Source organism: Rhizobium sp. ARZ01, from assembly GCF_014851675.1.
Lineage (GTDB): Bacteria > Pseudomonadota > Alphaproteobacteria > Rhizobiales > Rhizobiaceae > Mycoplana.
In genome coordinates this window covers 1,375,505-1,389,190 of sequence record NZ_JACVAE010000001.1, presented here as the reverse complement: position 1 = coordinate 1,389,190, position 13,686 = coordinate 1,375,505, and the positions used below count along the sequence as shown (strand labels likewise).

Genomic DNA, 13,686 nt, shown 5'->3' with positions numbered 1-13,686 from the left:
GGCGAACCATGATCGAAGGTTCAAACCCTGCGAAACTGGTCGATATCGGCGAATGGTTAGTGGTGCCTCCAAAGTGTGTCAAGCAAGCGCGTCCGGCGCCAAGGGCATGGCAGAAGCGCAAACTTGCTGTTTCCCTCACCGGCGGCATGGGTTAATAGCTGCGACCATAACAGGAAAAGACAGGCCGAGCTCGACATGACAGACACGTCGCCCTTCTACATCACGACGGCAATCGCCTATCCGAACGGCAAGCCGCACATCGGCCACGCTTACGAGCTGATCGCGACGGACGCGGTGGCACGTTATCAGCGGCTCGACGGACGCGATGTGTTCTTCCTGACGGGCACTGACGAGCATGGCCAGAAGATGCAGCAGACCGCGCGTAAGGAAGGGCTGACCGCGCAGGAACTCGCCGACCGCAACACGGCCGAGTTCCAGAAGATGGCCGTGCTTTTGAATGCGTCCAACGACGACTTCATTCGAACGACCGAGCCGCGCCACCACGAGGCGAGCCAGATCATCTGGCAGCGCATGGCCGATGCCGGCGACATCTACAAGGACAGCTATTCCGGCTGGTACTCGGTTCGCGACGAAGCCTATTATCAGGAAAACGAGACGGAACTGCGCGACGATGGTGTGCGCTACGGGCCGCAGGGCACGCCGGTCGAGTGGGTGGAGGAGGAAAGCTATTTCTTCCGCCTGTCGAACTACCAGGACAAACTGCTGCAGCTCTACGAAACGCAGCCGGATTTCGTCGGCCCGGCCGAGCGGCGCAATGAAGTCATGTCCTTCGTCAAGTCGGGTCTCAAGGACTTGTCGGTATCGCGCACGACCTTCGACTGGGGCATTAAGGTCCCGAACGATCCAGCGCACGTCATGTATGTCTGGGTCGACGCGCTGACCAACTACATCACCGCCACCGGCTATCTCACGGATCCGAACGGTCCGCGGGCGAAATATTGGCCGGCGGACATTCACATGATCGGCAAGGACATCATCCGCTTCCACGCCGTCTATTGGCCGGCCTTCCTGATGTCGGCAGGTCTGCCGCTGCCCAAGCGCGTCTTCGCCCACGGCTTCCTGCTCAATAAGGGCGAGAAGATGTCGAAGTCGCTCGGCAACGTCGTCGATCCGGTCAATCTCGTGGATCATTTCGGCCTCGACCAGATGCGCTACTTCCTGCTGCGCGAAGTCTCCTTCGGCCAGGATGGAAGCTATAGCGAGGAGGGGATCGCAACCCGCATCAACTCCGACCTTGCCAACGGCATCGGCAACCTCGCCAGCCGCTCGCTGTCGATGATCGTCAAGAATTGCGACGGGAAGATTCCAGTCTGCGGACCGCTGACGGAGGCCGACAAGACCATGCTGGCGTCTGCGGATGCGCTGCATGCGATCACGCGCGACGAGATGGGCAAGCTGATGATCCATCGGGCGTTGACCGCGATCATCGCCGTCGTGTCCGAGGCCGACCGCTATTTCGCCGGCGAGGCACCCTGGGCGCTGAAAAAGACCGATCCGGAGCGGATGGGCACGGTGCTCTACGTAACCGCAGAGGTGGTGCGCCAGATTGCAATCCTGCTCCAGCCTTTCATGCCGGCTTCGGCGGGCAAGCTTTTGGACCTCGTCGCCGCGCCTGCCGACAAGCGGGACTTTGCCGCTCTTGGTGAAGCGGGCAGGCTCGTCAGCGGCACGCCGCTGGAAGCGCCGACGCCGGTGTTCCCGCGCTATGTCGCGCCAGAGGCTTGAATGGTCTGAGGAAAGGCCGATGCTGATCGACACCCACTGCCATCTGGACTTCGCCGACTTCGAGGCCGAGCGCGACGACATCGTGGCGCGCGCCCATGCCGCCGGTGTCGGCCAGATGATCACAATCTCGACGCGGGTGCGGAAGTTTCCGGAGATCCTGGCGATCGCCGAAAAATATCCGACCGTGTTCTGCTCGGTCGGCACGCATCCGCACAACGCCGATGAGGAGCTCGACGTCACGGTGGACGAGCTTGTCCGGCTGTCCGAACACCCGCGCGTCGTTGCGATCGGGGAGGCGGGGCTCGACTATTTCTACGACAACGCGCCGCGCGAGGCGCAGGCCGAGGGCCTGCGCAACCACATCGCCGCAGCGCGTTTGACCGGCCTGCCGCTGGTCATTCACAGCCGGTCGGCCGACGAGGACATGGCGGCGATCCTGACCGAGGAGACGGGGAAGGGCGCCTTTCCATTCCTGCTACACTGTTTCTCTTCAGGAGAGGAGCTTGCCCGCGTCGGCGTTGAACTCGGCGGCTACGTTTCGTTTTCCGGCATTTTGACTTTTCCGAAGTCGGAAGAACTGCGCCAGATCGCAAAGACGGTTCCGACAGAGCGAATGCTGGTCGAAACCGACGCGCCCTATCTCGCGCCGAAACCGTTCCGGGGCAAGCGCAACGAACCGGCCTATGTGGCGCATACCGCTTCGGTGCTGGCCGAGACGCTGGGGCTGAGCGACGCGGAGATCGCATCGATAACGACGGATAACGCGTTCCGTCTCTTCTCCAAGATGCCGAGGGTCTGACATCGTGTCATACCGCCGGCGCTTCACCATTCTCGGCTGCGGTTCTTCTCCAGGGGTCCCGCGGATTACCGGCGACTGGGGCGACTGCGATCCGAACAACCCGAAAAACCGCCGCACCCGGACCGCGTTGCTGGTCGAGCAGATCGGGCCGGATGGCCGAACGACGGTGGCAATTGACACCGGGCCGGATTTTCGCGAGCAGATGATCGCCGCGCAGGTCAAGAGCATCGACGCGGTGCTGTATACGCATGCCCATGCCGATCACATTCACGGCATCGACGATATCCGTGGCTTCGTCCAGTACAGCAAAAAGCAGGTGCCGATCTGGGCTGACTTAGAGACGATGGCGCGCATTCGCGAGGGTTTTCCGTATTGCATCGAGACGCCTCCCGGCAGTTTCTACCCGCCGATCGTCACTGCGAACCTGATTGATCCTATCGACATGCCGGTGGTTATCCGCGGAGCAGGGGGCGCCATCCGGTTCGACCCGCTGCTGCAGGTTCACGGGTCAATCCATTCTCTCGGCTTTCGCGTCGGCAACGTCGCCTATTGCACCGATGTCAGCGCCTTTCCGGAAGCGACGGCCAATCGATTGGCCGGCCTCGACCTGCTGATTATCGACGCCCTGCAGTACCGAACACACGCGAGCCACTTTTCGCTCGGCGAGGCGCTGGAGTGGATCGAGCGGCTGGCACCGGCCCGTGCGGTTCTAACCCACATGCATACGCCGCTGGACTATGACAAGGTGATGAGCGAGACGCCCGATCACGTCGAACCCGCCTACGACCAGATGGTCATCGAGTTCGACGTTACCGATGAGGCGATTTCCCTCGATACCACGACGTACGCGGATTAGTACAGGCTCTCGGAAAAGTCCCATAACCTACTGAGCTTATTCAGTTATCACTCATTGAAGTATGGCCGCAAATTGGTGCGAATGCGTTCCAGGACTGTGCCACCTGTGAGATCGGGACCGAATTTTTGCCCGGTGATGGTCTCGTAGGCCTGGATGTAGACCTTTGAGGTCTGCTCGATCAGGTCGGCCGGAATCTCCGGGATCGGATCCTTGTAGGGATCGCAACGCTCTGTGACCCAGGCGCGCACGAAATCCTTGTCGAAGCTCTGCGGACGTTTGCCCGCTGCAAAAGCCTCATCGTAGCCGTCGGCGATCCAATAGCGGCTGCTGTCGGGCGTATGGATCTCGTCAGCGAGGACGATCCGGCCGTCCTTGTCGGTGCCGAACTCATACTTCGTATCGACGAGGATCAAGCCGCGCTCGGCGGCCCGTTCCTGGCCGCGGGCAAAGAGCGCCAGCGCATAACGCGAAACGGTTTCCCATTGCTCGGCCGTCAGCAGGCCCTGGGCCAGGATTTCGTCTCCAGACAGCGGTTCGTCATGGCCGCCGTCGAAGGCCTTGCTCGTCGGCGTGATGATCGGTTGCGGCAACTTCTCGTTGTCGCGCAGCCCATCCGGCAGGCGGATGCCGTACATCTCGCGCTCGCCATGCTTGTATTTGGTCAGGATCGACGTGCCTGTCGTTCCGGCGAGATAGCCGCGCACGACGACCTCGACGGGCAAAATGTCGAGTCGCGTGCCGATGACCACGTTCGGATCCGGATAGGCCAGAACGTGATTCGGGCAGATGTCGGCCGTTTGCTCGAACCAGTAACGCGCAGTCTGCGTCAGCACCTGGCCCTTGAACGGTATCGACGTCAGGATCACGTCGAAGGCGCTGAGACGGTCCGTGGCAATGATGATCCGGCTGCCATCGGGCAGATCGTAGTTCTCGCGAACCTTGCCCTTGTAGCGGCCCGGCAGTTCGGGAATGAAGGCATCTGAAAGTACGCGCAGTTCGCTCATCGGCCGGGCCTCGCATGGAACAGAATTGACAGGGCTAAAGCAGGCACAACAGGCCAGGTCAAGGCGACGACCGCAGCAAACGCAATAAAGTCCACGTCTCCCAGTGTCATACCACATGCTGTAGACGTACAAATGGTGGTTAGTTTGCGCCAGCACAAATATTGAGTGACATTTTGGCGCCTCCAAGCCTCAGATGGCGTAGGTGGCTATTGGACCTGCGACGCCTGAATGATAGTACGCGTCATTGCACAGGTGCCCGGGCAGGTTCGTGCCTAAAGGGGAGAATCGGGAACGCGGTGGAAATCCGCGACGTGCCCAACGCTGTGAGGGGGACTGGAAGGGCCAATGCCACTGGCGGTGCTGGGAAGGCGCTCTTGCAGGATGAACCTGAGTCAGAAGACCGGCCTGTGAAAGATGGACCCGTCCGTACGGACGACGAGACGGGTCTGCGTCCACAAGGGGAATACGATGGACTATTCAGGTCTTTTGCCGGCTCAGCCGCTGCCACCCACCGAGCGTGCGGGTGTATATCGGGCCATTTTCACAAGGAGAGACACGAGAGGTGAGTTCCTACCGGATTCGATTCCGGACGAACTACTAAGTCGTATCCTCCTCGCAGCGCATCACGCGCCCTCGGTCGGCTTCATGCAACCTTGGAGTTTCATCATAATTCGGGATACGGGGACGCGCCGGCAAGTCCATGACGCGTTCCTGAAAGCGCATGCCGAGGCGGAACTCTTGTTTCCCGAACCGCTTCGCAACACGTATCGGGGCCTGAAGCTCGAAGGGATCATGGAGGCACCTGTTAATATCTGCGTTGTCTGTGATCGCGACCGAGCCGGACCTGCCGTGATCGGACGCACACACATTCGGGCGATGGATCTCTATAGCACCGCCTGCGCGGTCCAGAACCTGTGGCTTGCCGCGCGCGCCGAAGGGCTTGGCGTTGGCTGGGTGAGCATCTTCGACAATGGAACAGTGCAACGTATTCTGAATATACCGAAGCGAATTGTTCCGATTGCCTATCTATGTGTCGGGCAGGTGAAAGGCTATCATGATCGCCCCGAGTTGGAAAAAGCAGGCTGGCGCGATCGCCTTTCGATTGGATCCCTTGTGCATTTCGAAGAATGGGGTCGCCAGGACGCCCACGCGGACATAATCACCCAGCTCGTACGTGATGAACGAGATGCTCGCGAACATCGATGGGCGGCGAACTGCCCGTCGTAGTCAAGTTCGGCTTGGCGGTTGCGTGACTGGATGATCACGCCATGTGATCGAAGCGGCAGGGGCCAAGACGCGGCTCCTGCCGCTTCAACCCCATCGAAATGAGGCTTTCTCTAGAGGTTTCCGCAGATGCCATGGATACTAAAAGGGCATTTGTCGCAGCCTTCATGCCAGTATCTCGCCGGTTTTGTCGTTCCCGCAATTCCGCGCGAGATCGCAAACACGCTAACATTTCTATGATAGGCGATTGAGGCTTTGGCACCAGATCGGCCATATCTCATCCTGGAAACGCGGAACCACTCTCTGGCGGTGCTCCGAAGGTTAGCCCGCTCAATGTGTGAGCTAAAGGTCGTGCGCCGCGGGTCGGCGATGTCCTGTGGCGAGTCACCGTGGTCAAAATGTGGAACAGCAGGTCGATAACCCCTAATTTCTCTTCGAAAGTTCCATAATCTATCTTATGCAATCTCCGTATGTGGCCGGGTACATTCTATTTCCAAGTGCGACATGCCAATAAAAACAATGGTTTCGCATTGGAGATATTTCGCATGTCGCTTTGCTATTCGCAGCTTTCCCTGCCCGATCGTCGACGACTTCATCATCTGAAAGGACGCAAGGTCCCTGTTGGCGAGATCGCGCGCCTGCTTGGCCGTCACCGCTCGACGATCTATCGCGAACTGAGACGCAATACGTTTCAAGATGCCGAGTTCCCGAATACAGCGGTTACTACTGCACCGTTGCTGACGACATAGCCAAGGAACGGCGGCGGCGCTTGCGCAAGCTCAGGCGGCATCCCGATCTGCGCGTGTTCGTGATCGATCGACTGAAGGCGCATTGGTCGCCGGAGCAGATCGCCGGTCGCCTGGTTGCCGATGGCGTGAGTCCCGTCCGCATTTGCCCGGAAACGATCTATGGGGCTCTACCGCCACCTTCCCGAGGCTCGGCGCAAACGGCGACGGCGCGGAACCCGCCAGCCACGCGGTTCGCGCATCCCGATCGATTGCAGAATCGGTCAACGTCCTGAATTTATTGACGATCGCTCGGACTTTGGCCATTGGGAAGGCGATCTTCGGATCTTTCGGCGCGCGCTCGGCGAAGCCAACGTCACCACCCTCGTCGAGCGCAAGAGCCGCTACACGGTCATGATCAAGAACAGGAGCCGGCACTCACAGCCGATCATGGACAAGATCATCCATGCGTTCTCGCCCCTGCCGTCGCATGCCCGCCGCAGCTTCACCTTCGACCGCGGTACGGAGTTCATGGGCTATCGGGCTCTGGAAGATAGCATCGGTGCGAGAAGCTGGTTCTGCGATCCCAATTCGCCGTGGCAGAAAGGTGCCGTCGAGAACGCCAACAAGCGCATCCGCCGCTTCATGCCTGGCGACACGGATCTGGCCACGGTGGGGTCAGTCCCAACTCGTCGCCCTCGCCCATCACCTCAATTCACTGCCACGCAAGTGCCTCGGCTTCAGAACACCTGCCGAGATGTTCATGGCGCATTCGCGCGAAGGCGGGTGATCCCCCTATCCTGCACACGCCCATATTGCACTTGGAGTCGATTCTCCAGACAGTCGAGCAGTGGCGGCATCTGCCCTCCTCCCAAGTAGCGTTTGGCAACGAGAACGGCCATACCGACCTTGTTGCCAACACGACAACAAATCGGGTCTCGCCGTAAAAACTTATTGACTAAGTGTTCAGTCTTTTTTCTACTGGCACCCAACAGGACATTGCAGCCGGTCATACGGCGGATGTGGCTTAGCAGGGGGGAGACACGCTTTGCCAGATGAGAAGTCCGCAATTGAAATCCGTGACGTCACGAAACTGTTCGGGGCTTTCAAGGCGCTGGAAGGCGTGTCCGTCTCGATCCGTGAAAACGAGTTCTTCACCCTTCTCGGCCCGTCGGGCTGCGGAAAGACGACGCTTCTGCGGCTGATCGCTGGATTCGAATATCCGACCGACGGCGCAATTCTTCTGCACGGCAAGGATATTGCTGCGCTGCCGCCCTATCAGCGGCCGATCAACACGGTATTCCAGAATTACGCCCTGTTTCCGCACATGACCGTCAGTGAAAATATCGGGTTCGGTCTGGAAATGTTGGGCAAGCCAAAGGCGGTGATCGCTGCGCGCGTGGAGGAGATGCTGCGTCTCGTGCGGATGGAGAGCCTAAGGCACCGCAGGACAACCGAGCTTTCCGGCGGCCAGCAGCAGCGTGTGGCTCTGGCACGTGCACTGGCGCCTGCCCCGAAGGTGCTTCTCCTGGATGAGCCGCTGAGCGCGCTCGACTACAAGCTGCGCAAGGAGATGCAGATCGAACTGAAGCGTCTTCAGCTCGAAACCGGTATCACCTTCATCTTTGTCACCCACGACCAGGAAGAAGCGCTGACCATGTCGGACCGCATTGCGGTTCTTTCCAGCGGCCAAATCCTGCAAGTGGGCAACCCGCGCGAGATCTATGACAGTCCCGGCGACCGGTTCGTCGCCGATTTTATCGGTGAAGCGAATTTCCTGAATGGCGAGATCGTTGGCGTCGAAGAGGGTCGGGCGCGGGTTCGGCTTGCGTCCGGCGCCGAGATCGTTGCCCGGCTTCCGGCCTCAGCACCGCAGGAGGGCAAGGTGACGGTCATTGTCCGTCCCGAGCATGCCCAAATCCACACCGATCAAAGGCCCTCCTCTCTGAGCGGGACGCTGGAGAGCATCGTGTATTTCGGCACCGACACCCACCTGCATGTCCGGCTTGCCGATGGAGACCAGTTCGTAGTGCGCCGCCAGAACAGCCCGTCGCAGGACGCGGCTCTGATGGCCGGAGCCACGGTCGGCGTGGTATTCGACCCGGCCGCCGCTCAAGTTCTGAGAGGCTGACCATGACGAATGCTGCGCAATTCGCCCTGGCCGCTGCGCGCGAGGACGTGCGAAACCGCTGGTGGCTCGCCTCCCCGGCCCTGCTGATCGTTTTTCTGGCGGCGATCGGGCCGCTTGCGGTGGTCGTGCTCTATTCAGTCATGGTCAAGGGCGAATATGGCGACGTCAAATACTGGCAGTTCTCGCTCGACGGCTGGTTCAGCGTTTTCTTCGAGCGCGACCTGTTCGATGACACCGTAACACTCGCGGACGCACATCTGACCATCCTGTGGCGTTCCGTGAAGCTGTCTCTTATCACAACGCTCGTAACGCTGCTCCTGGGCTTTCCCACAGCTTATTTCATCGCCACCCGTGGCCGGCAGTGGCGGGACTTGTGGTTGTTTCTGATAACCCTGCCCTTCTGGACTAACCTGCTGATCCGCACGTTCGCCATTCAGGAGGTGTTCCGCAACGAAGGCGTGTTGAACAACGCGCTCCTCTGGATCGGCGTAGTTGAGCGGCCGTTACAGGTTATGTTTACCGAGCTCGGCATCCTTCTGGGTATGGCCTATGTCTATTTGCCGCTGATGGTCCTTCCGCTCTATGCGAGCCTCGAGCGGTTCGATTTCCGCTATGCCGAGGCGGCATCTGATCTTTACGCCAACAACTTCAAGATTTTGCGTCGGATCATCATTCCGATGGTGCGGCCGGGCATCGTCGCCGGATCGATTCTGGTCTTCATACCATCGCTCGGAGCTTATGTTACGCCCCGGCTTATGGGGGGGGGAAAGAGCCTGATGCTCGGCAACCTGATTGAGCTCCAGTTCGGTCAGGGACGCAATTGGCCGCTGGGGGCGGCTCTCTCCATCACGCTCACCGGCATCGTCATGCTGGCCCTCCTCGTCTATGTGCGCACCGCGTCGAAATCCGGGAGCGATCATCATGGCTAGGCATTCGGTGAGGCGCCAGCGCGGGTTTACCCCCATCGCCCTTCTTTGCTTCGTTCTTCTCTACTTGCCGATCGCGACGATGGTGGTTTTCGCCTTTAACGCCGGAACCACGGTCGGTACGCTCGACGGTCTGTCGATGCGGTGGTTCTCGACGGCCTGGAACAATGAACGCATCATAGATGCGACGATCAGGTCGCTCACCGTCGCCCTGATTGCCGCGCCTGTCGCGACCATCGCCGCAACGATGGCTGCACTCGCCACTACACGCACCGCGGCCTACCGCGGGCTGACGTTCAAGGTCGCCTTCATCAATCAGCCGCTCATGATTCCCGAAATCGTCACCGCGGTGGCGCTTCTCGTGGTCTTTTCGCGGATAAAGGTCTGGACTGGCTACACCGGGATTGGCTACCTGATCATCGCGCACATCGCCTTCTGCATTCCCTTCGCTTTCCTGCCGATCCGCGCGCGCCTCCAGACGATGGATCTGTCCCTCGATCGAGCGGCGGCAGACCTCTATGCACGCCCCTGGATGGTGTTCCGACGGGTTACCTTCCCGCTCCTGTGGCCAGCCATCCTCGCCGGTTTCATGCTCGCCTTCGTCGTCTCGCTCGACGACGTCGTGATTACGGAATTCATCAAATCGGCAGGACAGGAAACACTGCCCACCTACATGCTGGGCCAGTTGCGGCGCGCCGTGACCCCAGAGATGAACGCCATCTCGACGATGTTTCTGGCGCTCTCGATCGTCATCGTCACCATCTTCTTCCTCCTCAGCCGCAAGAAGGACTGACCCTTCCGTCAACCAACCAGGAGTTTTCCATGCGATCGCTTGTTATGACTGCTGCATCAATCTTCGCACTCTTGCCCATCGGAAGCGCCCAAGCGGAAGGCGTCTTGAACATCTTCACCTGGGGGGAATACACCAATCCCGATCTGATCAAGAAGTTCGAAGAGAAGTACGACGTCAAGGTGACGATTACCGACTTCGACTCCAACGACACGGCGCTGGCCAAGGCGCGTCAGGGCGGCAATGATTTCGACATCGTCGTGCCGACCTCCACTTTTGTGAAGATCTGGATCGACGAAGGGCTTCTGCTGGAAACCCGCCCCGACCAGATGGAAAACTTCAAGAATGTCGATCCGCGCTGGGTCGACGTGGATTTTGACCCGGGTCGCCGCTACACGGTGCCGTGGCAATGGGGAACCACCGGCGTAACGGTGGACACTTCGGTCTACTCCGGAGATCCGAACACCTCGGCGATCTTTCTCGATCCGCCTGCCGAGTTGAAGGGCAAAGTCAGCGTCCTGCCCGAGATGGGCGATATTATGACCCTCGCGATCTACTACGAAGGCGGCCAGGAAGCCTGTACCGACGACAAGGAACTGCTGCGCAAGGTCCGGGACCGGTTGGTCGCGGCGCGGCCGTCGTGGGTGGCGCTGGATTACCCCAGCATCGAAAAATACACCTCCGGCGACTACTCCGCGGGCGTCATCTGGGGCGGAGGCTCTCTGCGGGTGCGGCTCATCAATCCGAACTTCGTCTACGGCTACCCGAAAGAAGGCTATTCGATCTGGATGGACAATGTGGCTGTGCTGAAGTCGGCTCCAAACGTCGAGAACGCCAAGCTGTTCCAGAATTTCATCATGGATCCGGAGAACGCCGCCCTGATCTCGGCCTATGCGCGCTATGCCAACGGCATTGCAGGGTCGGAGAAGTTCATGCCGGAAGACATGAAGAACGCGCCGGAGATCGTGGTGCCGGCCGAGTTTGTCGATAAGGGCAAATTCACCCCGGCCTGTTCGCCGGAGATCAATGAAATGTACACGAAAATTTGGACCGAAGTCCTGAAGTGAGCCCAAGACGCCCGCTCGCCGAAACCGGCCCCGGCGTCTGTGCCGTGGCTGGATGGTGGTGGTCATGCCGAATGCATTTCTAATTAATCGGAGCAGTCAATGAGTGATCTTGAACTTTGTTACATGCCCGCACACGAGGCACTCCGCCGTTTCAAAACGCGGGACCTTTCACCTGTCGAACTGATGGAAGCGACGATCCGCCGGGCAGAGGCGATGAAGAGCCCGGTCAACGCACTGACCTACACCCATTTCGACGAAGCGATGGATCGGGCGCGCCGGGCCGAAGCAAAATATGCCAAGGGTGCACGAACCGGAGCGCTTGAGGGCCTTCCTGTCGGCATCAAGGACGAAAGCGAGATCAAGGGCAAGCCAACCTCGCTGGGTTCGCTTATTCACAAGGACCATGTGGCCGACCGGACTTCGACGATGAATGCCCGGATCATGGCGGCCGGCGGCATCGTTCATGCCCGCACCTCCACCCCGGAGTTTTGCTGCTCGGGGGTCACCTGGTCGCGTCTCTGGGGTGTCACGCGCAACCCATGGAACCCCGATTTCACTTGTGGCGGCTCCTCGGGCGGGGCGGCGGCCTCGCTCGGATCGGGAACCTCGACGCTCGCCACCGGCTCCGATATCGGCGGGTCGATCCGCATTCCGGCGTCCCTCTGCGGCGTGGTCGGCTACAAGCCTCCCTATGGCCGCAATCCCGACGATCCGCCTTTCAATCTGGACTTCTTCTGCCATACGGGTCCGATGGCGCGGACGGTCCGGGACACGATCCTTCTTCAGAACGTGATGGCCGGCCCAAGCCCGCATGACATCACCACGTTGCGACCCAAGTTGCGCCTGCCGCTCGACTACAAGCCGATCAAGGGATGGAAGATCGCCTTTTCCATGGATCTTGGGGGCTTCCAGGTCGATCCGGAGGTCCAGAAGAACACGCTTGCGGCGCTCGACGTCTTCCGCTCGCTGGGCGCCACGGTGGAGGAAATCGACCTGGGCTGGAAGCCGAATGTCCTTGATGCCGGTCTTGACTATCTGCAACACATTTTCGGCGGCTACCTCTCGCGGCTCCTGAAGGAGCATGGCGACAAGATGACCACCTATGCGCGGCACTTCGCAGAGCAAGGACGGAAGTCTAAAGCGGCAGATTATGTCGGGACCCTCGAGGTTATCGGTGACATGTACATGACCCTCGGACCGATACTGGAGCGCTACAACGTCCTTATCTGCCCGACCACCGCCCTGCCCGCCGTACCCGCAGACTTCGACCAATCCACCGGCACGGTCGAGATCAACGGCAAGCAGGTCAATCCCATGCTTGGTTGGGCGATGACGACGCCGTTCAACATGATGAGCCGCTGCCCCGTCCTTTCGGTACCCTCGGGGCGTGCCAGCAACGGTGTGCCGACCGGAATCCAGATCGTTGGGCGCACTTATTGCGATGCGGACGTGTTCCGCGCAGGCATGGCCTTCGAGAGTGTGCAAGGTCCCTGGTATGGCAATGCCGCCAGCCGCCCAAGCCTTTAGTCGATGCGGTCAACGGCGGATCCGCCGTTGACCGAAGCGGCTCGTCGGTCAATAAGGACGCATGGCGACGAGCCGCATTCACACGGTCATCAGGGAAGCACTCCGTTGAAGACGACGAAACCCTCGATCATGGAAACGGCGGAGGAAAAGCCTGTCGCTACCTCTGCGCCGATGACCAAGGCGGGAAAAAAGGATCGCCGTCACCTGCGTGGCCTGGCGAGCGCACAACGGATTATCGACACCACCATCCGGCTGATCGCCGAGGATGGGATCGCGGGCGTGACCATGCAGCGGATAGCCGAACAGATCGGGTCCTCAAACGCCCTTGTCGTGTTCCACTTCGGCACGAAGGAAAAACTGTATCGCGCCGTGCTGGAATACCTCAACGACCAGTTTGCGCGCCTTTGGCAGGAGACGGTGCTCCTGCCCGAGCACTCAGCGGCGGAGCGCATTGTCGCCGCCATCGACTGTGCGCGGGATTTCAGGCGCCAGCATCCTGACTGGGTTACTGTCTGGGTGGTCTTCAGTAGCGACCGCCAGACCGGGCAACTCGACCGCATGATCAGCCTGCCCAGCGATCACGCATATCTGGCCCAGACGCGCGAATTTCTCGCCGAGGTGGCGCGGGACGGCGGCTACGAGGGCGTGGATGTGGACACGCTGTCCGAGGGGCTCAACTATCTGGTGCAGGGCGCCTGGTACTGGGACACGTTCAATCCCGACAGGATCTGGTCCGATGCGTTGCACAAAAACGCCATGACCCTGTTGCGTCAGGCATTTCCGCGCAGTTTTCCCGCGGCCGACGATTGAGCTGCAGCCCAGCCCACCGGAAGTGGTAACATCGGCCGCGGGTACTCGCTGCCTGATGGCGCACGATCACTTTGATGCCGC

At 60.1% G+C, this 13,686-nt stretch carries 11 protein-coding genes, 1 pseudogene and 1 riboswitch; of the genes and pseudogenes, 11 read left to right on the top strand and 1 reads right to left on the bottom strand.

All coding sequences use genetic code 11. The annotated features are described in order from the left end of the window. The first annotated feature begins 195 nt into the window (after positions 1–195). The 3 genes from metG to IB238_RS06635 are packed head-to-tail and all read left to right on the top strand — an operon-like array spanning position 196 to position 3,401. Positions 196–1,746 (top strand): methionine--tRNA ligase, encoded by a 1,551-nt coding sequence (metG, locus tag IB238_RS06645; protein WP_192244661.1) that lies wholly within the window; start codon positions 196–198, stop codon positions 1,744–1,746. Positions 1,747–1,765: 19 nt separating this feature from the next. Then, positions 1,766–2,545 (top strand): TatD family hydrolase, encoded by a 780-nt coding sequence (locus IB238_RS06640; protein ID WP_192244659.1) that lies wholly within the window; start codon positions 1,766–1,768, stop codon positions 2,543–2,545. A gap of 4 nt (positions 2,546–2,549) precedes the next feature. Beyond that, positions 2,550–3,401 carry an MBL fold metallo-hydrolase gene (locus IB238_RS06635; RefSeq protein WP_192244657.1) on the top strand — a complete coding sequence of 284 codons (852 nt, stop codon included), beginning with the start codon at positions 2,550–2,552 and terminating at the stop codon, positions 3,399–3,401. A 47-nt stretch (positions 3,402–3,448) separates the two neighbouring features. Here the strand turns inward: IB238_RS06635 and IB238_RS06630 are convergent, their stop codons facing one another. Beyond that, a complete protein-coding gene (locus tag IB238_RS06630; protein WP_192247442.1) occupies positions 3,449–4,396 on the bottom strand; it encodes a phosphoribosylaminoimidazolesuccinocarboxamide synthase in 948 nt (315 codons plus the stop codon). Positions 4,397–4,638: 242 nt separating this feature from the next. After that, positions 4,639–4,829: riboswitch (cobalamin riboswitch) on the top strand. A 44-nt stretch (positions 4,830–4,873) separates the two neighbouring features. On the opposite strand from IB238_RS06630, the gene bluB reads away from it, so the two are divergent. The 8 genes and pseudogenes from bluB to IB238_RS06590 all read left to right on the top strand — a co-directional run bounded on the left by bluB (position 4,874) and on the right by IB238_RS06590 (position 13,605). Further along, positions 4,874–5,632 (top strand): 5,6-dimethylbenzimidazole synthase, encoded by a 759-nt coding sequence (gene bluB, locus IB238_RS06625; RefSeq protein WP_192244655.1) that lies wholly within the window; start codon positions 4,874–4,876, stop codon positions 5,630–5,632. Positions 5,633–6,174: 542 nt separating this feature from the next. Continuing rightward, a pseudogene (locus IB238_RS06620) lies at positions 6,175–7,144 on the top strand (IS30 family transposase). Between the two features lie 258 nt (positions 7,145–7,402). Continuing rightward, positions 7,403–8,485 carry an ABC transporter ATP-binding protein gene (locus tag IB238_RS06615; protein ID WP_192244653.1) on the top strand — a complete coding sequence of 361 codons (1,083 nt, stop codon included), beginning with the start codon at positions 7,403–7,405 and terminating at the stop codon, positions 8,483–8,485. Between the two features lie 2 nt (positions 8,486–8,487). Beyond that, entirely contained in the window at positions 8,488–9,414 is a 927-nt protein-coding gene (locus tag IB238_RS06610; RefSeq protein ID WP_192244651.1) for an ABC transporter permease, read from the top strand. Next, positions 9,407–10,204, top strand: a complete 798-nt coding sequence (locus IB238_RS06605; RefSeq protein WP_192244649.1) for an ABC transporter permease — start codon at positions 9,407–9,409, stop codon at positions 10,202–10,204. Before IB238_RS06610 ends, IB238_RS06605 begins: the two co-directional genes overlap by 8 nt. Before the next feature lie 29 nt (positions 10,205–10,233). Then, positions 10,234–11,268: an extracellular solute-binding protein gene (locus IB238_RS06600; RefSeq protein WP_246723489.1), complete on the top strand. Its 1,035-nt coding sequence runs from the start codon at positions 10,234–10,236 to the stop codon at positions 11,266–11,268. A 99-nt stretch (positions 11,269–11,367) separates the two neighbouring features. After that, positions 11,368–12,795 carry an amidase gene (locus tag IB238_RS06595; protein WP_192244647.1) on the top strand — a complete coding sequence of 476 codons (1,428 nt, stop codon included), beginning with the start codon at positions 11,368–11,370 and terminating at the stop codon, positions 12,793–12,795. Between the two features lie 105 nt (positions 12,796–12,900). After that, complete coding sequence (locus IB238_RS06590) at positions 12,901–13,605, top strand: TetR/AcrR family transcriptional regulator (protein ID WP_246723488.1); 705 nt, start codon at positions 12,901–12,903, stop codon at positions 13,603–13,605. Positions 13,606–13,686: the final 81 nt, after the last annotated feature.

Coding starts and splice junctions, on each gene's coding strand:
- metG (WP_192244661.1), top strand. CDS start 196: ATGACAGACACGTCGCCCTTCTACATCACGACGGCAATCGCCTATCCG.
- IB238_RS06610 (WP_192244651.1), top strand. CDS start 8,488: ATGACGAATGCTGCGCAATTCGCCCTGGCCGCTGCGCGCGAGGACGTG.
- IB238_RS06600 (WP_246723489.1), top strand. CDS start 10,234: ATGCGATCGCTTGTTATGACTGCTGCATCAATCTTCGCACTCTTGCCC.
- bluB (WP_192244655.1), top strand. CDS start 4,874: ATGGACTATTCAGGTCTTTTGCCGGCTCAGCCGCTGCCACCCACCGAG.
- IB238_RS06640 (WP_192244659.1), top strand. CDS start 1,766: ATGCTGATCGACACCCACTGCCATCTGGACTTCGCCGACTTCGAGGCC.
- IB238_RS06595 (WP_192244647.1), top strand. CDS start 11,368: ATGAGTGATCTTGAACTTTGTTACATGCCCGCACACGAGGCACTCCGC.
- IB238_RS06605 (WP_192244649.1), top strand. CDS start 9,407: ATGGCTAGGCATTCGGTGAGGCGCCAGCGCGGGTTTACCCCCATCGCC.